The sequence below is a fragment of the uncultured Psychrobacter sp. genome, assembly GCF_947495825.1.
Taxonomy (GTDB): Bacteria; Pseudomonadota; Gammaproteobacteria; order Pseudomonadales; family Moraxellaceae; genus Psychrobacter.
In genome coordinates this window covers 114,340-138,491 of the sequence record NZ_CANMAH010000010.1, presented here as the reverse complement: position 1 = coordinate 138,491, position 24,152 = coordinate 114,340, and the positions used below count along the sequence as shown (strand labels likewise).

The following is a 24,152-nucleotide window of genomic DNA, read 5'->3' as shown; positions in this document are numbered from 1 at the left end:
TTATAATACTAAGCTACTTATCATCTAAATAACGTATGCATAAACCCGTTAAGCAATAGCACTATACTTGATTCAAGGTATTGTTACACGATATCTAATACCTTCTACGCAACTACTAAAGTATTAAAGGTAGAAGATAGTTTATACTCTACCTATATAATTGTAGTGCAAACCAATATAAAGTAGCCTTTATTCGATACCTACATTTTTCTCACTTATTATTATACTTATTTTAGGAGCCTGACTATGTTTACTATTCCCGTATTAGATATCAAATCTGACCCTTTAGACGTAATGTTAGCTGTGGTTAGCTATCGTTTGTCTATGCTTGCCGACAGTGACAACGAAGATGTCAAAAAGCTACTGGCTGATCGTAAAGTTACCATCGAGATCGCAAGTGTAGAAGCAAACGTTGCACGTCATTTTAACTTTGATAATGGGACGTTTAGTCAACGTAGTGGGCACGCCGATGAGCCAGATTTGACGATTAATTTCAAAGATTCAATGACAGGGGTGAAGCTATTGTCTAAAGGAGATTTGCCTGCCTTTATGACAGCCGTTCAAGAAGGTAACTTAAGTATAGAGGGCGATTATAGCTTAATGATGTGGTTCAATAAGCTTGCTAAACACATCGTCCCTACTATTCCAGAAGACTATAAACCCTACATCCAAAAAGCAAAACCTTACGCCTATAAAGCGCAGCAATTTGCTAACCATTGGATTGGTGTGGCAAAGCATAAAGTCGGTAAGTAAGACGCTGTAATTTCAAAAAGATGCTATGCGATTAAAAAGCTAAGTTATGAATATAATAAATACCGTCTACTAGCATCATCAATAGCGTTCTGATTTTATGAAAAGGTTGCGGTATACTACGGTTACCGCGACCTTTTTGTTGCCTTATTATTCAATAATTATCTTAACTTATCTGATTTTGTCTCAGCTTATATTAAAAGGATTTAACCCATGGCAGGACTACTTTCAATCCAAGAACCTAACCCTCAAGCCAATGATAATACTGTTATCGACTCGCACTCTACATCTAGCTTGTTTTCTACAGACAGCTCAACCACAGAAATTAAACCTTCAGCAACTAAACACAGTCGTGAACAAATTGCGCAGCTGTTTGATTTGCCGTTGATGGACTTATTATTACAAGCGCAAACGATTCATCGCCAAAACTTCGATGCCAATGAAGTACAAATAAGCACCTTGCTATCGATTAAGACAGGCAACTGTCCTGAGGATTGTGGTTATTGCTCACAGTCAGGTCATCATCGTGACAAGACCAAGTTGCAGGCAGAAAAGCGCTTAGAAGTCGATAAAGTGATCGCAGCAGCCAAGCGCGCTAAAGCTAGCGGCTCATCGCGATTTTGTATGGGCGCTGCATGGAAGCATCCAAGCACCAAAGACATGCCCTATGTGGTCGAGCTGGTTAAAGAAGTCAAAAGCTTAGGGCTTGAGACTTGCATGACCCTAGGCATGCTAAATCCTGAGCAAGCCGCGCAGTTGGCCGATGCAGGGCTTGATTACTATAATCACAATCTAGATACCTCGCGTCACTATTATGAGCAGGTAGTCAGTACGCGTAGCTATGATGAGCGTCTCGATACACTAGCGCACGTACGCGACTCGGGTATTAACGTCTGTAGTGGTAATATTGTAGGTATGGGTGAAAGCCGCGACGACCGCATCGACTGGGTACATGAGTTACTTAAAATGCCCAAAGCACCCGAGTCTATTCCGGTTAATCTGCTCGTCCCCATTGCCGGTACCCCCATCGGTGATAAAGTGCTAGCAGAGGGTGAGCTATCGGTGCTGGAATGGATTCGCACGATTGCGGTAACGCGCATCTGCTGTCCGAGCAGCTATGTACGCCTATCTGCTGGACGCGAAAGCTTATCCGACGCTGAGCAGGCTTTGGCCTTTATGGCAGGTGCCAACTCTTTCTTTTATGGTGACAAGCTGTTAACGACAGGCAACGCCAGTCAATCTAATGATAATAGGCTTATGCGTGAGCTGGGCTTAACTGCACAATTTGCAGCGCCAAGAGCACCCAAGCAAGTGCCTGTTATGGATGCGATGAGTGGACATCAATCACAAGTAGTGATGACAGAATAGCTGATATCTTAACGATGTGCTGCTACCATTATCCATTAATCTGCGTTAAGCTTGCCCGCGTTTATATATAACGCATATAAGTATTGAGAGATAACAAGAGAAAAACTATGCCAGATTATTTTAATTGGATTAAAGCGGCACATATTATCGCAATGGTCTGCTGGTTTGCGGCGATTTTTTATCTACCAAGGCTCTTTGTCTATCATGCGATGAGTGATGATTTGATCAGTCAAGAGCGTTTTACGGTAATGGAGCGCAAACTATATCGCGGTATCATGACTCCGTCGATGATAGCAACATGGATTTTGGGTCTATGGATGGTAGGTCTTGGCTGGGAAGTATATAAAACCCAAGGCTGGCTACATGTAAAGATTTTTCTAGTCATTTTGCTGTCAGCCTATCACGGTGCATGTGGTTTTTATCGAAAAAAACTGATTGATAATCCGCATTATAAAACCCATAAATTCTGGCGCTGGTTCAATGAGATACCAGTCTTTGCCTTAGTCATTATCGTCATATTAGTGGTCGTTAAACCGTTCTAAACTTATTTAGAAAACTGAGGTAAACTGTCGCTAACTTTTATTAAAAATAAAAAACGTCCGTAACTTTTGTTAGTCACGGGCGTTTTTTATTGTTTGAAAGAAATTGAATGTCTTACTTAGATAGTTGGACGCATGATTTGGTACACATTACTCAAATCATAAACTCGATAGCGCGCAGGCTCTCGGCGATTTTCTCCAGCATAACTGAGTATCAGCGCTTGCTTGGCCGCTTCATCGACCCAGCCAACAAACAATCCGCTATGCTCGACACCATTGTAGCCATGATTGATGTAATAAAGCCAGTCACCAATCTCAATATCATTACTATTGGCATATGGGCCTTGTCGATAGGCACCTTTATGTACTGTATCACGCGTGACCCCTGCCCGCTTAAACACCTCATTTAGATAGTCCCAGCAGCCGCCTTGAATGATAGCACGCTCGTTGAGTGCCATCTTACGTGCCGTACTAATCACCTCGCGTGCAGCCGTACTGCTGTGATTTTCAGCATTGCTAAGCAGTGGCAGATACTTACTATCGACGTTATCGTAATTGCCTGATAAAAACGCAGGTAAGACAGCAGGTGCTTGCCGTTGTATTTCAGGATAACGATAGGATACATTTGCTCCAGACGTGTTCTGAGTCTGCTGATGATAATCATATGTATTCGAAGTAGGCTGAATGTTTGTATAACTTGTATTATTAATGGTTGAGTAGTTAGGACGTGTACGCTGAATAGTCGAGCTTGTACTAATTTTGGCACGCGGTACTGCAAGCTCAGACTGGACTGTTTTTTGGGCGATAAGATCGCTCATACTATCGGCATGAACGTAACTTGCACTACCTAAAAACACCATCAACAATATTGTAATTAATGCCTTTTTTATAAAAACAGGCTTTGTAGAATTGGATTGGATAGATAGCGCCTTATGAAATGGCGCTTTATATAAATTCGTTTTTTCTAAGGTAATAACCGACGATGGCGGCATAACCAGCTCCTTTCAAGACAGCAACAATGTTTGTGAATGTTCAATACGCCTTAGTTCCTAGTTATAAACCATTTAGATAAGATGCCGCAAGCTTTATTCATCGTTCTTGGATGACAAAAGGTGTAAAAAGCAAGACGAAAAGTCAGCTAAAAACGACCGATAAAAAAGTACAAAAAAAGCCATCTACAAATAGATGGCTTTTTTTCAGAAGTCGCTGACTAAAAATCGATTGATACAAGGCTTAATCACCATTCATTTTGATATTAACATGACGCTTATTGAGAGCTTGACCTTCTAATATCGCTTTGGTGGCCTGTGCTTCTTGGGCAGTATCAAAACCACTGATATGGTACTTGCGCACGTTGTCTGTATCAACAATTTGAATCTGTTCACCGAACAAGGTAACTTTATCACCCTCGCTTAGAGTAATATGGTCGCGTCGACCGTTATTGTCGTGTACCAGCTCGCCTGCACGTACCCATAGGACACCGCTACTGATATTGCCGCTCATAGATTTTTTACGCTGTTGGCGTTGTCGATTAAAGATAAAACTGCCTACAATCAACAAAGCGAGCGCGCCAATCGCTAAGCGCTCCGGTAATAGGCTCATCGCCAGAGCCACTGCGACAGCACCAACTAGCAGCGCTGACCCAAACCAAAACAGTCCATTGTCCCCTGCAGGTGGCTGATCTTGTAGGGTAATCTTGGCGCCATCATCGGTTAGCTTTAACATGCATCATTACCTATCGATTGCTACCTATTAATGAATAAATAAATCAGTTGTTTATTTATGCAGTTGAACAGCTGTTTATAGCTTGTATCAAATAATCTTTGCGACGAGTCTACCAACCAAGGGCGGTTTGTTGCATTTTGATAAGCTCAGCGATTCCTTTTTCAGCAAGGATTAACATGTCGTCAGCTTGGGCGCGGGTAAACGGCTTTTCTTCAGCGGTGCCTTGCAGCTCAATAAACTCACCCTTTTGCGTCATGACGACGTTTAAATCCGTATCGCAGCTGGCATCTTCTTCGTAATTTAAGTCTAGATAGGCTTTACCATCTTTCATACCGACAGAGATTGCAGCGACCAGACCAATCAATGGATCTGCTTTTAGTTTTTTGGTTTTTTGAATGCTCTCAAGCGCATCAATCAAAGCAATAGCAGCACCAGTCACACTAGCGGTACGTGTGCCACCATCTGCCTGCAATACATCACAATCAAGATAGATGGTGTTTTCACCAAGCTTACTAAGATCAATCATGGCACGTAGGCTACGACCGATGAGACGCTGAATCTCTTGAGTACGACCAGACTGCTTACCGCGGGCTGCTTCACGCTGATTACGAGTATTGGTTGCGCGCGGTAACATACCATATTCGGCGGTAACCCAACCTTTGCCTTTGCCTTTTAACCAGCGTGGAACCCCAGATTCGACGCTTGCTGTACACAACACTTTGGTATCGCCAAAGCTGACCAACACTGACCCTTCAGCATGTTTGGTATAGTGGCGCTCAAAGCTAATCGAGCGAAGTTGATCAAGCTCACGGTTATCAATACGCATAAAATTCCCTAGGACAATACTATAAAAGTAGTGGTATAAAATAAGAATAGCGGTCTGCTAATGGCTTTTTGCTCGGTTGACTGTGCCTAACAACCTATCAAAAAGTACATAATAATCAGATAAGATGAGAAATAGCAGACCTAAAACTTGAGATATCCTAACGTGACAGCCACGCAATAGCAATATAAGTACTTGTTATTACGTGGTGATTTTGACAAAAAACACAGTGAGAGTAAAGCGAGTACTACCACCAATGCTCATTTTACTCTATTCTAGTCCTTCCATTTTGCGCAACTCTTTACGCAAAATTTTACCGACGTTTGATTTTGGCAGCTCATCGACGAACTGTATATGACGCGGACGCTTGTAGCCTGTTAATTGCTTTTTACCAAAATCGAGCAGCTCTTTTTCAGTCACATCCCCTTTTTTGACCACAAACAATTTGGGATCTTCACCGCGCTCATCACTTGGTATGCCAATGGCGCCGCACTCTACAATGTCTGGATGTTCACTCATTGCCTCTTCGATCTCATTGGGATAGACATTAAAGCCTGAGACGATGATCATGTCTTTTTTACGATCGACAATCTTGATAAAGCCCTTTTCATCCATGATGCCGATGTCACCTGTTTTTAGGTAGCCGGTCTTTGTAAAGGTATTGGCAGTCTCATCAGGACGGTTTTGATAGCCAATCATCACTTGTGGGCCTTTGACACAGATCTCACCGCGCTCACCGATAGCGACTTCACTTTCTTCTTCATCGATTAACACAATATCAGTACTGGATGCTGGAATACCAATCTTACCGGTAAACTCAGCGATGGTCATCGGGTTAAAAGCAACTACTGGAGAAGTTTCAGACAGGCCGTAACCTTCTACAATAGGCAAACCTGTGATTTTGTGCCACTCTTTAGCCACGCTTGGCAATACTGACATACCGCCGCCGATAGAGGCTTTAAGGTTGGAAAAATCCAAATTAGCAAAGCTGTCTTTATGCACCAAACCGTTAAACAAAGTATTTACGGCAGGAATAAATGATGGTTTATATTTATCCATCTCTTTAATCAGACCGTCTAAATCGCGCGGATTAGGTATCAATAGGCCTGTAAAACCTTGATACATACCATAGATACCGCAGACCATAAACGAGAACACATGATACAACGGTAAAGCGGTCAAAATCACATCGTCGCTATTGATGTCATCTTCAAAAGCACTATTGATAAGAACGCTGATCTGTAGCATGTTAGCAACCAAGTTACCATGCGACAGCATAGCGCCCTTTGCCACACCTGTCGTACCGCCAGTATATTGTAATAACGCTACATCATCTAATGACAAATCGGGACGCTTATATTTACTGGCAGATACCGCTCCTAGCGCTTGTTTAAAGCTTGTGCTATTAGGCAGATTATAAGATGGAATCATCTTTTTGATATGGCGTGCGACTAGGTTGACCACTGGCCCTTTAACTGACCCCAACATGTCACCAATCTTACAGACAATCACATGCTCTACCTGGCCTTTATCTTCAGCGTCTTGATAGGTTTTTGCAAAATTCTCAACGATAAATAAGGCTTTTGCTCCGCTATCATGTAGCTGATGTGATAGCTCGCGGCTGGTATATAGCGGATTGACATTGACCAATACCATACCTGCCCGAATGATGCCGAGCATAACAATCGGATACTGTAAAATATTTGGCATCATGACGCCAACTTTATCGCCTTTATCCAACCCTAATGACTGTAGGTAGCTTGCGATTTGACGGCTATATAGGTCCAGTTGTTTAAAGGTAATGGATGCGCCCATACAGATGTAAGCAGTTTTTTGTCCATAACGACGAAAGTTACGTTCAAAAACTTCAAGCAAAGAGGTTTCATCATCAGGCATATCGATGGTTGCATCGATACTATAACGCTCATAAGCATCGAGCCATGGTCTATCACTTGGGATGGTAGGCATAGTAGGAAACGCTGTCATATCCGACATCATTTTTTCGTCCTTATGCGCATGGTCATTGCCACCATCAACAGACGCTTGGTCTGGCGCGTTTTTATTAGTACCGCTATTGTTGGCATTGTCAGTCATAACTTTTCCTAAGTACTACAATGAAAAACGTAGAATAATATAATAATGATAAAAGTATTAGGTTTATGAATCATTATTTGTGAACATAAAGTCACTAAAAACCAGACAATAATAACCAATGTCCGCTTAGTTGTATGCGTCCGTACTATAACAGTTTTGCAAAAAACTCTCTATAATTGTATGTAGAGGCAGCTTATATCCCCTTATTGGAATATCTATCTTTATAGTGGCTTATATATAGCAGCGACTCGTACTGCGCTTATTTATATTCATACTACAGCTCACTCAATAAAAACGGCAAGACTGTCTCTGAACAGTCTTACCATAATGGATAAAAACAGTATTGTTTAAACATCCGCTATCTATGACAGCCAAACCCTCAAACCGCATTCAAATGTCGAATATTAAGATTCTTAATTTTTTTCTTCAAGCTTACGTAAGTCTTTATGCAAAATTTTACCAACGTTCGATTTTGGTAGCTCATCAATAAATTCAACATGACGGGGGCGTTTATAGCCAGTCAAATGCTCTTTAGCGTAGGCAAGAACATCTTCTGTAGTAAGGCTATCATCTTGGCGTACGACGAATATTTTTGGAACCTCGCCACTCTTTTCATCTTCAACACCAATGACACCGCACTCTAAAATCTTTGGATGACCAGCCATCACTTCTTCGACTTCATTCGGATAGACGTTAAAGCCTGAAACCAAAATCATGTTCTTTTTACGATCAACGATGGTGACATAGCCTTCTTCATCCATAATCCCAATATCGCCAGTGCGGAAAAAGCCATCATCGGTCATCACTTCACGAGTCGCATCATCGCGATTCCAGTAGCCTTTCATAACCTGCGGGCCACGAACACTAATCTCGCCGCGCTCACCCAGCTCAAGCTCATTACCCGCTTCATCTAAAATAGCAACGTCAGTACCTGGCATCGGTACGCCAATGTTGCCTGTGAACGTAGCACTATTATGTGGATTAGCTGTTGCAACTGGTGACGTCTCCGACAACCCGTAACCTTGAACGATAATATTGCCCGTCACCTGACGCCATTTTTCTGCCGTTGAGCTAAGGACTGCCATACCGCCGCCCATCGACGTGCGCAGCTTACTATGATCCATCGACTTGAACTCATCGTTGTTAGCCAGTGCGTTAAACAAAGTATTTACCGCTGGAAAAAATGCCGGCGGGTTGTTTTTATAAGCTTTTAATAAACTATCAATGTCACGTGGATTGGGTACCAGTAAGCCAATACAACCGCGATAAATCCCAAACATACCGCAGACAGTAAAAGAGAAAATATGATATAGCGGTAAAGCGGTCATGATGACAGGCTGCTCGTTACTACTCTCAAACTCATCAAAAGCACTACCCAAAAAGGTATCGGACTGAATAAGGTTGGCCACTAAGTTTTTGTGGGTTAGCATGGCACCTTTGGCTACGCCAGTTGTACCGCCGGTATACTGTAATACGGCCACATCATTGAGACTGATATTGTTTGGTCGTTGATACTTGCCTGCCGAGCTTTGCTTCAGCATGTTTTTAAACTCGACACTATTGGCGATTTTATATGGCGGTACCATTTTTTTGACGTGACGCACAACTGTATTGACCATAAGGCCTTTTAACGTGCCCATCAGATCGCCCATACCAGTGATGACCACATGATCCACCACCTTGCGACCAATATCTTGATAGGTTTTGGCAAAATTTTCGACTAAGATAAGTGCTTTAGATTCAGAGTCAGTCAGCTGGTGCTCAAGCTCTTTTGTGGTGTATAGTGGATTGACATTGACTAAGGTCAGACCTGCTCGCAGTACGCCAATGACGGTAACGGGCAACTGCAAAATATTGGGCATCATGACTGCGACTTTATCGCCTTTGACCAGCCCAAGTGATTGCAAATAAGCGGCAACTTGACGGCTATATAAGTCTACTTCTTTAAAACTAATCGACGAACCCATGCAGACGAATGCCGTCTTGTCACTGTACTTAAGAAAGCTTTTCTCAAAAATGTCTATCAGTGAAGTGTCATCGCTTGGCATGTCAATATCGTAAGTTAGCCCAAGCGCTTCATAGGTTTTGAGCCAGACTTTATCGTTACGACGGGTTAAATTGACTTGATTGTCCATAATCTTGTTTCTCCTCATGAGTTTACGCATTCAGTGGTAAATACTCCTTTGTTCTTTAACATACACACTTTGTACATACTACTCAATATAAAAGATTGGCACTAGAGTTCGCAAAGTTGCTTGACGTTTATTATTTCCTATAAAATCAATAATATACAGGTTTAATTTAAGCGTTTTTTACACTAACGCTTAGCATTAAATGGGTAGCTATTACCTTATAATGTTACTTATTTCTTTCTATGAGGCATCTTATATATAGCAAGGCAATACATAGTAAGCGCGACTATACTGGTTTATATCAGCACGTCATGACTTGTCGTCTATTCTAGATTATCCCTTTTTAATTGATGTAATATCCTTTAGGATAACGCTACCTTATTCTTATGTGAATTTTGTACCAATGCGGTGCGGCACATAAAATGCACTATATAAAACATACTAATTAAAAACACAGAAGCGAAACCTACTTTATGTCCGATGTTATTGATAATACGATTGTTCCCATTATCCCAAGTGAGCCGATGGATACCCGATCGGTAGCAGAGTTCACTGAACAAGCTTACCTAAACTACGCCATGTACGTCATCATGGATCGGGCGCTGCCTAACATCGCTGATGGCCTCAAGCCTGTCCAGCGCCGTATTGTCTATGCCATGAGCGAGCTTGGCCTAAAGTCTTCAGCCAAAGCCAAAAAGTCTGCGCGTACCGTCGGTGATGTATTGGGTAAATATCATCCGCATGGCGATAGCGCCTGTTATGAGGCGATGGTGCTGATGGCGCAGCCATTTAGCTATCGTTATCCGCTGATTACTGGTCAAGGTAACTGGGGGAGCTCTGACGACCCCAAATCCTTTGCCGCTATGCGTTATACCGAAGCTAAAATGTCTGCCTATGCTAATACTTTGCTCGCTGAGCTCGGTCAAGGCACGGTCGATTGGCAAGACAATTTCGATGGCACCATACAGGAACCCGTTACCCTGCCTGCTCGCCTGCCTAATATTTTATTAAATGGTACGACTGGTATCGCTGTCGGTATGGCAACCGATATTCCGCCGCATAATCTAAACGAAGTGGTGCGTGCGGCGATTCGTCTGCTCAAAAACCCTGATCTGTCTGTTAAGCAACTGACTCAGTCGATACCAGCACCTGACTTACCAACGCATGCTGAGATCATCACCAGTAAAAAAGACTTACAGGCAATGTATGAAAGCGGTCGTGGCAGCTATAAAATGCGCGCGACCTATCATATTGATAGCAAAGAGAAGAATTTAGTTATCATTGATGCGCTGCCCTACCAAGTCTCAGGCAACAAAATCCAAGAGCAAATCGCAAGACTTATGATGGACAAAAAGCTGCCTTGGATTACTGATATTCGTGATGAATCGGATCATGAAAACGCTTGCCGTATCGTACTTGAGCTGCGCTCTACCCGCGTCGATGTCGAGCGCGTCATGAGCCATTTGTTTGCCAGTACTGATCTAGAAAGCAACTACCGCGTCAATATGAACATGATCGGCCTAAATGGTAAACCGCAGGTCAAAAACTTAAAAGAAATCCTCGATGAATGGCTCGTTTGTCGCCGCTCAGTAGTCACCCGCCGCTTGCAATATCGTCTCGATAAAATCGATAAACGCCTGCATATCCTTGCAGGATTGCTAATCGCTTATCTAAATATTGATGAAGTGATTCGTATTATTCGTGAAGAAGACGATCCAAAATCAGCATTAATGCAAGGCTATGATCTGACTGACATACAAGCCAATGCTATCTTGGATATTCGTCTGCGTCAGCTGGCAAGGCTAGAAGAGATTGAGCTGCGCCGCGAGCAAGACGAGCTGGCAGCTGAGCGCGCCACTATTCAAGAGTACTTGGACAACCCAGACAGCTTGACCAATCTGATGATTGAAGAGCTCACCGCCGACATGAAAGAACACGGCAACGAGCGTATGTCACCACTGGCAGAACGCGAAGAGGCGCAGGCGTTAAAAGAGTCAGATCTGGTACCGAGTGAGCCTATTACCGCTATCTTATCAAAAGCTGGCTGGATTCGCGCCGCTAAAGGCCATGACGTCGATGCGACTGGCATGAGTTATCGTTCCGGTGACAGCTATCAAGCGTATGCACGCGGCAAGTCTAACGAAAAAATTTACGTGCTCGATAGCACCGGTCGCAGCTATGGTATCGATGCGCATAACCTTGCTTCTGCTCGTGGACAAGGTGATCCGCTGACCAGTGTGCTAAAACCGCCAGCAGGTGCTAGCTTTGAGCAGCTATTAACAGGCGCTAATGATCAGCGCATTGTCCTTGCCAGCTCGCAAGGTTATGGGTTTGTGAATACGCTTGGCAATCTTGATAGCAATCAAAAAGCAGGCAAAAAAATTATCAACCTAGGGACTGGCAGCCGTTTACTTCCCGTCGCACGTATTGATGCCAATACGGACGCCAATCACGACAATGATAAAGCAATACAAACCACGCCTGACCATATCGCTGTCGTGACCAATGCAGGTTACTTATTGATATTCGCTCTAGACGATTTGCCCGAACAAGCTCGCGGCAAAGGTAATAAAATGATTACCTTAAAAGAGGGTGAAGAAGTGCTGGCTATCACGCCATTGAACCTACAAAACAGCCTTGTCATTACCGCTGGCAAGCGTCATGTAACGCTAAAACCCAATGATTTGGCCAACTATACGGGCAGTCGTGGTAATCGCGGTGGACAGCTGCCAAGAGGCTTTCAGAATGTGACGAGTGTTGAGGTTGGGTAGTTTCGGTTTGTTAAGCTTAGGTAAGCTGGGTTAAAAGCCCAGCTTACGATTTTTTATAAATATTATAGATAAATATCATTGATTCTTTTGTTTAGCTTTACTGAGTCTTTCTTTATCTGCTCTAACACTTTACTGAAATATTGCAAATTGACACTAAGTAAATTACCTTTAATTATGTGAAGCTCAGTTTCTTTATTTGAATCTTCTTGAATTTTATCTAACATCTCCTTAATCTGTCCACTATCACTACTTAATTGGGACACAACTGCTTTCCCAATTTCATTAAGATGATTATCTAGCCTTTCCTTATTATAAGAATCAAACTCTGCTCTAAAATGAATCAGCCAAGTAAGATGCTCCTCATATAATTCAGAGCTTATTACAGTTATATTTTTTGACATGAGTTTATCTATAGCTGAATAGAACTTAGATAATTCAGTAAAAACTCCCGTTAGTAAAAGTCCGTAGCCTACTCTACTTTCTGTCGTTGCTTGATCTACACTAGAGAAATTTGGATGAGTTATTTTCTCAAAGCTCATAGTTAGGCTAAGCAATTCGTCGTAAACTGATATTTTTCTATCAAATATTTTTTGGTATGTTTGTTGAGAGATTTGATGAAAATGCTCTTCTTTAGCTAACATTTTCTCATGATCCTGCTCAAGGCTCTTCAAACGCTCATCAATACTTGCTTGTTCATTACGTCCAATCCTTTCAAGATAAATTTTCCCAAGATATATAACTAAACCACCTAGAATAGCGTTTCCACCCCAACTAATAATTAACTGTTGCCAAAACTCCATCGTAATTTTTACCTAATAATCAAAAGTTTGAGTAGGGTGCTTTTCATGCACCGATGAAAGCTAAAACTACCATATTACTTTGATGTCTTGTTCGCGCAACGCTTTCTTATACAAGATAACAGTCGGAATTAGGTCTATCAATATACCAAATCCAAAAATCAAGCATATATTCAATAGCGTCGGTGTAAATACGCCTACTTTATATAATATAAACATTGTGCCATAGTAGCCAACGTTGACCCAAAGAGACTGAATGAACATATAGTTCGTTTTACCCAAGCCGTATAAGGTGGCGTCTAGAATGCTATTATTAAATATAAATACAAAATAAAATACTGTCTGTACTCCAACAATATACATCACTGTTTTTATGTCCTGAACATTCATAACATTAGCAAGAAAGCTATGCCAAAATGGAATAGTAATACACCATATAGCGACAAATATTAGCCCTAGTGAGAAATAACCTTTTGTGTTTCTGGCAATATTTTTTACGTCTTCACCAACGTCTCTTTTTACCAACTCGGACAATGCTAAGGCAGGTAGTAACAACCAGCCCCAAATAAAGCTATTAGCTACCCAATAATTACCTTGCTCCTCAACCATGTTAATCATTTTTATGATCATGACTATAAAAGCAATATTTCTGACTAGCGATTCTAATCCTGAAAATACACCTGTCGTCCACCACTCTTTCATCCATGTAAATGATATTTGATTGACTGATAAAAGCTTCAATCCATATTGTCGTATAGAGATATAGGTGGCTAGTAAAACAGCTATATTGACAATGATATTCGTCCAAGCAATACCGATAACACCCATATCCAGACTAAACTCAAAAGGTCCGAAAAACACACTATCTAATAATATAGACAGAGTCATCTGCACTACTAGCAAACCATAGATATACTTGTCTTTATTTAAACTAATGATAACGACCATCATATACTTGACTAGCGTAGCAAACATAATTGCTATGGTTTCCAGGCGAATATATTGTGTCGTTTGCCCAATAATTTGCTCGGACTGCTCCATAAAAATCACAATGTTTTGTGAATAAATGAATAAAATTGCAGACAGAAAAGCCATAAAACAAAAGATAACGATAAACCCAGTTTGAACTTTATTTTCAAATTCTTTTTTATTAGACAAAGATTTTCCGAAAAGATAGAATAAAGGCAAAATTAAGGCTTCTTGCGCTATCTCATAAATCAAACTCAGCCACAGTATTTGACTCGCGATATTTATTCCTGAGTCACTAGGCAAATCACCGAGAAAATTCACTCTAATTGTTTGATAGAGTGAAGGTAGTACCATCATTGAAATAAGAGCGATTAACAGTCTAATGTTAATGTTTTTGAACATGAGGTTTTATCAGAAATAAGACATTTGACGTAGAGTACGTTATAAATACCTCTAACAACAATAATTTTAAAAAAAGGTGCATAGAAAGCATCCTACAGGTGATAAAACCAACCCTAACCCTGCCTTAACCCCAAAATAGGAATAACCAAATCTTCCTCATCGCTCAGATGCTGCGCGAGTAAGTTGGTTGCGTCCACCAATGTTTGATGTAATTGCTCTGCCAACGCTTTATCCTCGGCTTCACTTCTCGCCAGTATATCGTTTTGCACTTGTAGCTTATCGAGTAGCGCATCCAAGCGCACATGGTCGCGCCCCAATATCTCAAACCCTGCCTGTAGCTGCGGATACATTCGAATAAACTCAGGGAAAAATCCCTCATCCTCTACGCCATGATGTTGATGCAATTTTAGGATATGCATATTGTTACGTTTGAGTATCTGCGAGCGATACTCTGACCAGTCGTACTCGCCAGATTGATAACCTACACTAATCTGTGTCAAGATACGCTGACGCTTGCGTATGTTAGTATGTACTTTTAGCCAGCCTGATGTCTTATAAGCATAATCTGCGCTAAACCATTGGTCTGGCGGTAGCTTGTTGAATAAGAACAGCCAGTCCATCTCAAGCCGACTCTCAGGATGACGCGGTGACAAGCTAAACAAATCCTCATCTGCACCGGTTTTGATAGCACTATCTTTGGCAGCAACATTTTTATTAATAATGCTTTGAGGTAAGTTATCCATTGCCTTATCCTTGTTAATTATTTTTACCAGTTACGTTTGCTCAGTTAACGCTCTTATTATTAAGAAAGTCGTTTATTAAAAAAAGCAAAAGCTCATTAGAAATACTTAAATTATCTAAATAAATATGTAGAATATAAATATAGTTTAACCCCTAAAAATCAATGATATGCTCGAGTCTGCATACCTTGAATATGCATGTTTAGCCCCTATAAATAATAAACTAATCAACGTGTTACATAATTTGGTCAGAACCTATGTACTGCTATACTACTGACTATGTAGAATGAAACGCATAATGACAAACACTCTTATACAAGCAGTACCAAGCGATATTGGCTTACCATTCATAGTAGTGTTTAAAATATAAAGGATAATCATGTTTATTGTAGATAAAGCTGTGAATGTTGATAGGCATAACAGAATACCCACCCCCAAAATTATATTTTTTGATATCGATGATACGCTAAGCCGTAACGGTATTATTGCTGAGCATAATAAGGCGACCCTCGAGGCGCTGGCTAAGACCGACATTAAGCTAGTGATTGCGACCGGGCGTTCTAAAGCCATTATTCCAGATGATATTTTGGCATTATTAGACGATAATATATTGGACGCCATCATCTGTATGAATGGACAATATAGCTTTGATAACCATGGTCTTATCAGTCATTATCCTTTATCTGCTGAACAAAACGACAAGATCGTCCAGCTGTGTCAGACAAGTAAGCTGATTCATAAGTTTGACTCTGCAACGCATATTGCTTGGTCAAACGAAAACGAGCGCCTGCGTGAATACAACGCCAGAACGCCCAACTCTATCGTGGATCCAGACTATTACAAATTAAACCCTGTGTATCAATGCTCAGTATTTTTTAACAACCAAGACGATAAAATGCAAGACGTCGACTTTGCCCAGTACGATTTAAAATTGGTGCATTGGCATCAGATTGGTGCAGACATCTTACCCATAGAGGCGTCTAAAGCACGCGCTATTAAAGACCTATGCCAGCATTTTTCTTCAGATGTCAGCGAGTGCATGGCCTTTGGCGATGGCATGAATGACTTGGAGATGTTTGACTTGGTCGGCTTTGCTGTCGCCATGGGAGACTCTCAGCCTGCCCTCATCGCGCGAGCAGACTTCGTCACTGGGACTATTGAAGAATATGGCATTCAAAAGGTGCTTGAACAATTTAAGGTGGCGTCGTAATCAGGACAGCGTAAGCAAAACTGCCCATAGCCCTTTTTTTGTAATCCATAAAAAACCCTTGCCAATAGCTGACAAGGGTTTTTATTTTGAGTAACGACTACATTTCTTTAGCTATTATTCAACGAACAACTACCGCGCAGGATAGAAGGTTTCTGCGCCAGGCCCTACAGGTAGGCCTAGAACGAAAACCCATATAGAGAACAAAATGGTCCAACCAATCAAAAACGCCATAGAGTATGGCAACATCATTGCCATCAACGTCCCTACCCCGGTATCTTTTTTATAACGCATCGCCACCGCCAAAATAAGACCGAAATAGCTCATCATAGGAGTAATAATATTGGTCGTTGAATCACCAATACGGTATGCCGCTTGAATCATCTCTGGCGCGTAACCCGTTAACATAAGCATCGGTACAAAGATGGGCGCAGTTACTGCCCACTGAGCAGATGCTGAACCAAGCATCAAGTTGACCAGACCACAAATTAGGATAAAGCCAACTAACAATAAGGGCCCAGTAAGGCCAATATCGCTTAGGAAGGTCGCACCAGACACCGCCATCACTGAGCCAAGATTTGACCACTTAAAGAAAGCGGTAAACTGTGCCGCAAAGAACACTAATACAATATAAATACTCAATGAGCTCATGGCGTTACTCATAGCATCAACCACGTCTTGGTTACTTTTGATGCTACCAGTAATCTTACCGTAGATATAACCTGGTATCGCAAAGAACACAAAAATAAAGACTACAATGCCTTTTAAAAATGGCGACCCTGATACCATACCAGTCTCTGCATTACGCAAGATACCATCGGCCGGCACCACTGTCCAAGCTAGCAATAAGCAGAATATGAGCATGCTGATACCTGCCCATAACAGCCCTTTTTTCTCCAGCGACGATACTTTTTCAATTTGCGTCTCTAGTACGGAAGCATCATCAGCGTCTTTAGGGTTATACTCACCCAAGCTTGGCTCAACGATTTTTTCTGTGACAAAATAACCAAGGCCACTGATCAAAAAGGTACTTGCTATCATGAAGTACCAATTGACCTCAGCGCCAACGGTGTAAGCTGGATCAATGATACGAGCCGCTTCTTGGGTAATCCCTGAAAGCAGTGGATCCACTGTCCCTAATAGCAAGTTGGCACTATAACCACCTGATACCCCAGCAAATGCTGCTGCCAGACCGGCCAGCGGATGCCTACCAAGTGAGTGAAAGATAACTGCCGCCAGTGGTATCAATACCACATAACCAAGCTCGGCGGCGGTGTTTGACATGATACCTGCAAATACGATGGTAAAGGTCACCATCTTCTTTGGAGCGTTCATGACCAGACCACGCAAAGCGGCTGATATCATGCCAGAGTATTCAGCGATACCAACGCCTAACAAAGCGACTAGCACTGTACCCAATGGCACAAAACCCGTAAAATTGGTGACTAAATTTTCAACAATACGGGCTAACCCTTCACCATTTAACAGATTGACGACTTCAATCATACCATCAGCGCTACGTCCGCTTGTGCCCTCTGGCCTTGGATCGATTACTGACACACCAAAGTAAGACATCACTGCTGAGAGAACCAATAACAGCACGGACATCCAAACAAATAAAATGACAGGATGTGGTAGCAAGTTACCAAGCCACTCAACACCCTTTAAAAACTTTTGCATACGTGAGTTTTGCGTTGCTTTATCAAAATTACTGTCTGGCGGACTACCATTTGGCAAATTACTTCCTTGCATAGCCATTGCTCCATTTAAAGTTTAAGTAAAGTGATTATGTTTAAAGTGTATGAAAACACCGATAAAAGGTTGAGATTGAAACATAATTGAGAAATAGAAACAAACAGTTTTGGCCTATAAAACAAATTTTTTGCAATATCTGGTAATACCCAAATTACAGCTAATCAAAAACTTGATATTAGAAATAAAAAAAGCGATAGATTAGAATATTTCTAATCTATCGCCAATCAATAGTATGTAAGGGTTAATTAAGTACCGTCATTTCATAATAAAAGAGTTAAATTGAAAACAGTACTGCGCCAGCACCTAACGTTTATGAGTTACCAAACTATATATCCAGCCGCCAATTCTATAAAATCCTACGATCATAAGAATAAGCACCAACGCTGCCAATACATAAGCCAACCAATTGGGCATGCTACTTAACCAGCCAATCGTAAAGGCCATCCCCATATAGGTCTCAACTGGCCAGTCTACAATAGAGGTCGGAGAACCTGCATTAAACATCGCCATAAAACCTACTAGTCCAATTAATGCAACAATAATCCCAGCACGTTTGCGGTTATTCATATTTTTTCTCTTCTAATTTTGAACAAACTGACTATATTAAGCCATGATTCTTCTAATTTTATAAGTTTTATAGCATTCAAGGTGTAGCACCAACATACTAAAGTGTTGTTAAGGCATTGTTAAACCACCATCGACAGCGATGGACTGCCCTGTGATAGCTAAGCTCAAATCAGATGCCATTAGCAACACTGAATTGGCAAAGTCAGCCACTGAAGTCGCTTGCCGTAATGGTGTGGTGGTGGCAATATAATCAAATACCTCTTCAGTCGTTAAACTGCTTGCATCCGTGGTTTTTAACAGTCCACCTGCCAGCAAGTTCACGCGTATGCCATACTGACCCAGCTCCGCGGCCAAATTACGTGTCAGCCCAATCAATGCAGATTTAGCCGTCGTATAGTCGTAATAAGTGACGACCGGATTATAAACAAGGTTGGTTGAGATATTGATAATCTTGCCTACTTGCTGCGCTTTCATCTGTGGTAATACTGCTTGCACTGTATTAACAGCGCCCTTGACGATACCATCCATTTGCTGAGAAAAGTGTGTCCATTTGACAGTTTCAATACTGGTATAATCAGCACTGGGATCAAACTGATAACTTGGCAAAGCATTATTGACCAAGATATCGATGCGACCATAACGAGCAATGACCTCGTTCACCATTGCTTTGACCTGCTCAATCTCAGTGACATCCGCTTGATAAGCAAATGCCTGTCCACCAGTCGCCTCAATGTCTGCCACTACTTTGTCAGCAGCGGCTTTACTGTTGAGATAGTTCACGCAGACGAGAGCGCCTGCTGCAGCCATTTGCTGAGCAATCTGGGCCCCAAGGCCACGACTGGCGCCAGTAACGATGGCGACTTTGCCAGTTAAGAGCGCTGGAATAACCGTACTGGTCTGACTCATCATATCCATCCTTTATGTAATGTTATTAAGATATTAGGGTGTATAAAGTTTTAGATTTAAAAGTTACTAAGCTTTTAGTGATGACAATCATATCATGGTTGTCGGTTATCGTAGTGCCCAACCGCATCTATGACCTTTACATCAAAACCAGACAAATTCGGACTACTACCCTTTAAATAATCGCTTACGATGACCATAACAGTATAGTTACTGCTGTCAAATTGCAGCTCATTGCTTAACATGTCTCAATTTTTACTTTTTTGTCCATTTAGGAGAGCTACTTTGTCTCATTTATCACCGTCACACCTACCCTCACAAGTCTCTACTCACGCTGCCAGACGTATGAGTCTTGTAGTACCTAAAGCATTGTTAGCCGCCGCTGTCGGCTTGGTACTTGCCAGCTGTAGTAACTCTGACAATGCTGCGACTGATGGTACTGCTACCAGCAATGAGACCCTAAACTTGTATAACTGGTCAGAGTATATGCCACAAGAGATTCTTGATGGCTTTGAGGAAGAGACAGGTATTTCGGTTAATTACACCACCTTTGACTCTAACGAAGCGATGTATGCCAAGCTTAAACTGCTTGACGACTCTAGTCAGTACGACCTAGCTGTGCCGTCAACTTACTATGTCGAAAAAATGGCAAATGAAGGCCTGTTGCAAGAAATCGATAAGTCAAAGCTCAGTAACTTTAGTAACTTAGATACCTCGTTTACCAATACTAAAGTCGATCCTGAGAACAAATACTCTATCCCTTATATGTGGGGCAGTACTGGGCTTGCCATCAATGGCGATAGCGTTGATCCTGCGACCGTCAATAGCTGGGATGACCTATGGAACCCTGATTACAAAGGTCAAGTCATGCTGACCAATGATGTGCGTGAAGTGTTTGGCATGGCACTACTCACGCTTGGGTACTCAGGTAATAGTAGCAATCCTGATGAGATTAAAGCGGCTTATGATAAGCTCACCACTTTGATGCCTAACGTCAAAACCTTTAATTCAGATGCAACGCGCATGCCCTATATTGAAGGTGAAACTGCACTTGGTATGACATGGAATGGTGAAGCGGTCATGGCCAATGACGAGGGCCTAACGAGCTTGGTTTACAAATACCCATCTGAAGGCGCAATACTTTGGATGGACAACTTTGTCATTCCAAAAAATGCCAAACAAGTAGACGCGGCCCATCAATTTATCGATTATTTGCTGCGTCCTGAGAACGCTAAAATCGTTAGTGAAGAGATCGGCTACGCATCACCAAACGTAGCGGCACGTGAGCTTATGTCAGATGAAGTAAAAAACAATCCAGCCATTTATCCAAGTAAAGAAGTACTGGCAAAAGCTGAGTTCCAAGAAGATGTGGGCGATGAAGCGCTACAAGTCTATCAGCAGTATTGGGATAAGCTAAAAACTGGTCGTTAATACAACTTCGTTCTATTTAACGATTAACCCACGTATTGATTGGTTGCGTTGCATACGCATAAAAACGCTGACTTTAAAGGTTAGCGTTTTTTTATAGATGTAGATCTGTCTCGCCGCCTTTATTTTCGATTCGACGTTGTTCGCGGCGCTGATAACGAAGACCGGAGGCTGCAAACCACTTAGGTTTGGTTGTCTGTAATAAATCGCTAAGCCGCTGTAATTGCACTTGCAAGGTTTGGGTTAGCCAAAAATAACCTTGCCATTCAAACCCTAAATTTTGCACACTTGGATAATCTGATACGGCGATACGCGTGATCGGCCGAAACACCTCATCACTCGGGCTACGCAGCACTGCTGCCATGTGTAACATGGCTTGGGTCAGCTCATGTTGATAGTGAATTAATAGGATATGATTTTCATCATCAATTTCAATGTTAGCCAGGCGCGGCGCCGCACTTAATAATAAATCAATCGTCCCGATAATATTTCGATGCGTACGCTGAATGGTCTCTAAAGTCTCTTTGTCAATTCCCGACTCTCTTTCTGTCGCAGCAATGTGCGGGCGTACTGCCAATAGTCGCTTATTGATTTTTTGTAGCGCCTTAACCAACGCTTTATTGACTGGGGTATCAGGAACGGAGCTACTGGTAGGATAAATAAGACTTGCTGAGCTGGTGGCCTTGGTATACTTAAATGGTTTGGGCACCAAAACGTCAGCATCAATATGATTACCGACACCTGCATATAGATTACCGCAGGTCTCAAGATTGCTTGCCAGCAAAAAACGCCACATCAAAGTAGACTTGAGGGGTAAAACTAAAGTCGCTGCCACCGCTACCCCAGCGCCCAGCAAAATGTTAAAGGCACGGTACAGACCATCTTGACCGATACTGCTTTGGTCAGGGCTTGAAACAATCATCAGCATGGTAATACCAGTTAATAGACCAATATAACCCAACTGTTTGACAGCGACATAACCGATGATACCGCTGATAATGCCGATAAGTAAGTAATATAGCCACATCCAATTACCGATATCTTGGCTTAACCACAAAAACCCAAGCCCCACGCCCACACCAAGTAAGGTACCTAATATGCGCTCTTTGGCTTTGGTATAAATTGCGCCTTGGTATTGTAATAAACCCAAAATGACAAACACCGTAATGGTCGTCCACTCTCCATGCGGCAGATTGGTAACTTCATTCAACAATAGCGCAGTCAACACCGCTGTGCCCAAACGTATAGCATGCAATACGTCAGCATGTTGATAACGCGCATAAGGCTCAACAAGTGGGGCGGTAAAACGTTGCCAAAAAGTCGGTTTCACTTGGAATCACTCTTTTTATGTAATAAAAAATCTAAAAATAAAGATAATATAGAATTTTAGTAGACAGCATTTATTAAATGATGATTGACTACGTAGCCATGGATCGGACAGCTACTATTTAATATAGCCAATACTAACTAAAAGTGTCATGTATTTTATCTGTAGGCAAAGCCGATAGAAATTTTCTTGCTTGCTATGCCTGCGCAGACAGAGGCTGCAAAAATTTATATCAGTTTTGCCATAACTTTTTTAGAGTGAATTAACTATAACTATTCACTCACCATCAAAAAATAACGTCTTTTATCTATTAAAAGATAAAAGACGTTAAAGGTCAAAGCACGCGAGTACAAAATAGACAAAACTTACGTACTTACTTACTCTTCGATACTTATCGTATTTTTACACAGAGGACTTGTTTTAAACACTATACTTCTAAGTAGTCCAAAATCCCCTCAGCCGCTTGGCGACCATCCCAGATGGCAGTCACGACCAAATCAGAACCGCGTACCATATCACCCCCAGCAAAAATCTTAGGGTTTTGCGTTTGGAACTTATAGGTCTGCTCTTCTAAAGCGACAACGCGTCCTGTAGGGTCTAGTGCCACTTGCTGCGTCTCAAACCATTCTGTAGGGCTAGGACGGAAACCAAAGGCCATGATGACCGCATCACAAGGGATAATCTCCTCAGAGTTAGGAATTGGCTCAGGGCGACGGCGACCTCGGTTATCTGGGGCCCCCAGATGGGTCGTGACAACTTTTACCGCGTTGACCTTACCATTTAAGCCGATGATTTCGGTTGGTTGGCGGTTAAATAAAAACTCAACCCCTTCTTCGCGCGCGTTGACGACCTCACGACGCGAGCCAGGCATATTTTCTTCATCGCGGCGATAGGCACAGACGACTTGCTCTGCACCTTGACGGATACTGGTCCGATTACAGTCCATAGCCGTATCACCGCCGCCCAATACCACCACTTTTTTGCCTTTTAGGTCGATATATTCGTCAGCATCTTTTTCCCAGCCGTTACAACGATTGACATTGGCAATCAGGTAATCTAATGCATCATAGACGCCGTCCAGCTCCTCACCAGCAAAGCCGCCGCGCATATAAGTGTACGTGCCCATACCCATAAATACTGCATCATAATCACTTAACAGCTCATCGATGCTGATATCAACTCCGATTTCTGTCTCGAGGCGAAACTCAATACCCATACCTTCAAAGATGACGCGGCGATTGCGCATGACGTCTTTTTCCATTTTAAATTCTGGAATACCAAAGGTCAGTAAGCCGCCAATCTCAGGACGTTTGTCAAAGACGACTGGTTTGACACCATTTCTCACCAAAATATCTGCGCAACCAAGACCTGCCGGTCCTGCACCGATGATGGCAACTTTTTTATCTGTCCAAACGACATCGGACATATCAGGCCGCCAGCCAAGCGCAAAGGCCGTATCATTAATGTATTTTTCGACATTGCCAATGGTCACAGCGCCAAAGCCATCATTCAGCGTACAAGCGCCTTCACATAGGCGGTCTTGTGGGCAGACACGTCCGCAGACCTCAGGTAAAGTATTGGTACGGTGACACAGCTCTGCTGCCTGAAATATTTGGCCTTCGGTCGCCAGTTTCAGCCAATTAGGAATGTAGTTGTGTACCGGGCATTTCCATTCACAGTAGGGATTGCCGCACTCAAGACAACGATGCGACTGCTGCGCCACCGCCTCACTCTCAAACGGTTTATAAATCTCAACAAACTCTGTCGAGCGCATCGCAATGTCTTTTTTGTTCGGCTCAAGCCGTGGTACTTCTAAAAATTGAAAACTATTATCTAAGCGTTTTGCCATAATGAC

The 24,152-nt window shown here is 42.2% G+C and carries 19 protein-coding genes; 6 read left to right on the top strand and 13 right to left on the bottom strand.

Annotation, left to right across the window (positions count from 1 at the left end; genetic code table 11):
* Positions 1-246: 246 nt before the first annotated feature.
* From Q0895_RS11355 to hemJ, 3 genes are all read left to right on the top strand, one after another.
* Positions 247-753 (top strand): SCP2 sterol-binding domain-containing protein, encoded by a 507-nt coding sequence (locus Q0895_RS11355; RefSeq protein WP_299188981.1) that lies wholly within the window; start codon positions 247-249, stop codon positions 751-753.
* 210 nt (positions 754-963) lie between these two features.
* Positions 964-2,118, top strand: coding sequence for a biotin synthase BioB (gene bioB, locus Q0895_RS11350; protein ID WP_299188980.1), 1,155 nt, complete (start codon positions 964-966; stop codon positions 2,116-2,118).
* Between the two features lie 107 nt (positions 2,119-2,225).
* Positions 2,226-2,660, top strand: a complete 435-nt coding sequence (gene hemJ, locus Q0895_RS11345; protein ID WP_058369232.1) for a protoporphyrinogen oxidase HemJ — start codon at positions 2,226-2,228, stop codon at positions 2,658-2,660.
* A 116-nt stretch (positions 2,661-2,776) separates the two neighbouring features.
* Here the strand turns inward: hemJ and Q0895_RS11340 are convergent, their stop codons facing one another.
* The 5 genes from Q0895_RS11340 to Q0895_RS11320 form a co-directional block, all read right to left on the bottom strand.
* Complete coding sequence (locus tag Q0895_RS11340) at positions 2,777-3,649, bottom strand: hypothetical protein (RefSeq protein ID WP_299188977.1); 873 nt, start codon at positions 3,647-3,649, stop codon at positions 2,777-2,779.
* Between the two features lie 241 nt (positions 3,650-3,890).
* Entirely contained in the window at positions 3,891-4,382 is a 492-nt protein-coding gene (locus Q0895_RS11335; protein ID WP_299188976.1) for a hypothetical protein, read from the bottom strand.
* 109 nt (positions 4,383-4,491) lie between these two features.
* Entirely contained in the window at positions 4,492-5,208 is a 717-nt protein-coding gene (rph, locus tag Q0895_RS11330) for a ribonuclease PH (protein ID WP_058369509.1), read from the bottom strand.
* 267 nt (positions 5,209-5,475) lie between these two features.
* A complete protein-coding gene (locus tag Q0895_RS11325) occupies positions 5,476-7,200 on the bottom strand; it encodes an AMP-binding protein (RefSeq protein WP_299189025.1) in 1,725 nt (574 codons plus the stop codon).
* Positions 7,201-7,712: 512 nt separating this feature from the next.
* Positions 7,713-9,434, bottom strand: a complete 1,722-nt coding sequence (locus Q0895_RS11320) for an AMP-binding protein (protein WP_299188974.1) — start codon at positions 9,432-9,434, stop codon at positions 7,713-7,715.
* A 470-nt stretch (positions 9,435-9,904) separates the two neighbouring features.
* On the opposite strand from Q0895_RS11320, the gene parC reads away from it, so the two are divergent.
* On the top strand, positions 9,905-12,202 hold the full coding sequence (gene parC / locus Q0895_RS11315; protein ID WP_299188972.1) for a DNA topoisomerase IV subunit A: 2,298 nt from the start codon (positions 9,905-9,907) through the stop codon (positions 12,200-12,202).
* 62 nt (positions 12,203-12,264) lie between these two features.
* Here the strand turns inward: parC and Q0895_RS11310 are convergent, their stop codons facing one another.
* The 3 genes from Q0895_RS11310 to Q0895_RS11300 all read right to left on the bottom strand — a co-directional run bounded on the left by Q0895_RS11310 (position 12,265) and on the right by Q0895_RS11300 (position 15,113).
* On the bottom strand, positions 12,265-13,002 hold the full coding sequence (locus Q0895_RS11310) for a hypothetical protein (protein WP_299188971.1): 738 nt from the start codon (positions 13,000-13,002) through the stop codon (positions 12,265-12,267).
* A 66-nt stretch (positions 13,003-13,068) separates the two neighbouring features.
* The gene (locus Q0895_RS11305) at positions 13,069-14,370 is read right to left on the bottom strand and encodes an MATE family Na+-driven efflux transporter (protein ID WP_366139947.1); all 1,302 of its coding nucleotides are present in this window, start codon (positions 14,368-14,370) and stop codon (positions 13,069-13,071) included.
* A gap of 113 nt (positions 14,371-14,483) precedes the next feature.
* The gene (locus Q0895_RS11300; protein WP_299188965.1) at positions 14,484-15,113 is read right to left on the bottom strand and encodes a hemerythrin domain-containing protein; all 630 of its coding nucleotides are present in this window, start codon (positions 15,111-15,113) and stop codon (positions 14,484-14,486) included.
* 376 nt (positions 15,114-15,489) lie between these two features.
* On the opposite strand from Q0895_RS11300, the gene Q0895_RS11295 reads away from it, so the two are divergent.
* Positions 15,490-16,320 (top strand): Cof-type HAD-IIB family hydrolase, encoded by an 831-nt coding sequence (locus Q0895_RS11295; RefSeq protein WP_299188962.1) that lies wholly within the window; start codon positions 15,490-15,492, stop codon positions 16,318-16,320.
* A 129-nt stretch (positions 16,321-16,449) separates the two neighbouring features.
* Here Q0895_RS11295 and Q0895_RS11290 read toward each other — a convergent pair whose 3' ends face one another.
* The 3 genes from Q0895_RS11290 to Q0895_RS11280 all read right to left on the bottom strand — a co-directional run bounded on the left by Q0895_RS11290 (position 16,450) and on the right by Q0895_RS11280 (position 19,548).
* Entirely contained in the window at positions 16,450-18,069 is a 1,620-nt protein-coding gene (locus Q0895_RS11290) for an AbgT family transporter (RefSeq protein WP_299188959.1), read from the bottom strand.
* Positions 18,070-18,375: 306 nt separating this feature from the next.
* The gene (locus Q0895_RS11285) at positions 18,376-18,639 is read right to left on the bottom strand and encodes a hypothetical protein (protein ID WP_299188957.1); all 264 of its coding nucleotides are present in this window, start codon (positions 18,637-18,639) and stop codon (positions 18,376-18,378) included.
* Between the two features lie 108 nt (positions 18,640-18,747).
* The gene (locus Q0895_RS11280; protein ID WP_299188955.1) at positions 18,748-19,548 is read right to left on the bottom strand and encodes a 3-oxoacyl-ACP reductase; all 801 of its coding nucleotides are present in this window, start codon (positions 19,546-19,548) and stop codon (positions 18,748-18,750) included.
* Between the two features lie 279 nt (positions 19,549-19,827).
* Here Q0895_RS11280 and Q0895_RS11275 point away from each other — a divergent pair, with 279 nt between their 5' ends.
* On the top strand, positions 19,828-20,973 hold the full coding sequence (locus tag Q0895_RS11275; RefSeq protein WP_299188953.1) for an extracellular solute-binding protein: 1,146 nt from the start codon (positions 19,828-19,830) through the stop codon (positions 20,971-20,973).
* Between the two features lie 91 nt (positions 20,974-21,064).
* On the opposite strand, the gene Q0895_RS11270 is transcribed toward Q0895_RS11275, so the two are convergent.
* Together Q0895_RS11270 and Q0895_RS11265 are read right to left on the bottom strand one after the other, a co-directional pair.
* The gene (locus tag Q0895_RS11270) at positions 21,065-22,300 is read right to left on the bottom strand and encodes an FUSC family protein (RefSeq protein ID WP_299188951.1); all 1,236 of its coding nucleotides are present in this window, start codon (positions 22,298-22,300) and stop codon (positions 21,065-21,067) included.
* Between the two features lie 424 nt (positions 22,301-22,724).
* Positions 22,725-24,146 carry an FAD-dependent oxidoreductase gene (locus Q0895_RS11265; protein ID WP_299188950.1) on the bottom strand — a complete coding sequence of 474 codons (1,422 nt, stop codon included), beginning with the start codon at positions 24,144-24,146 and terminating at the stop codon, positions 22,725-22,727.
* Positions 24,147-24,152: the final 6 nt, after the last annotated feature.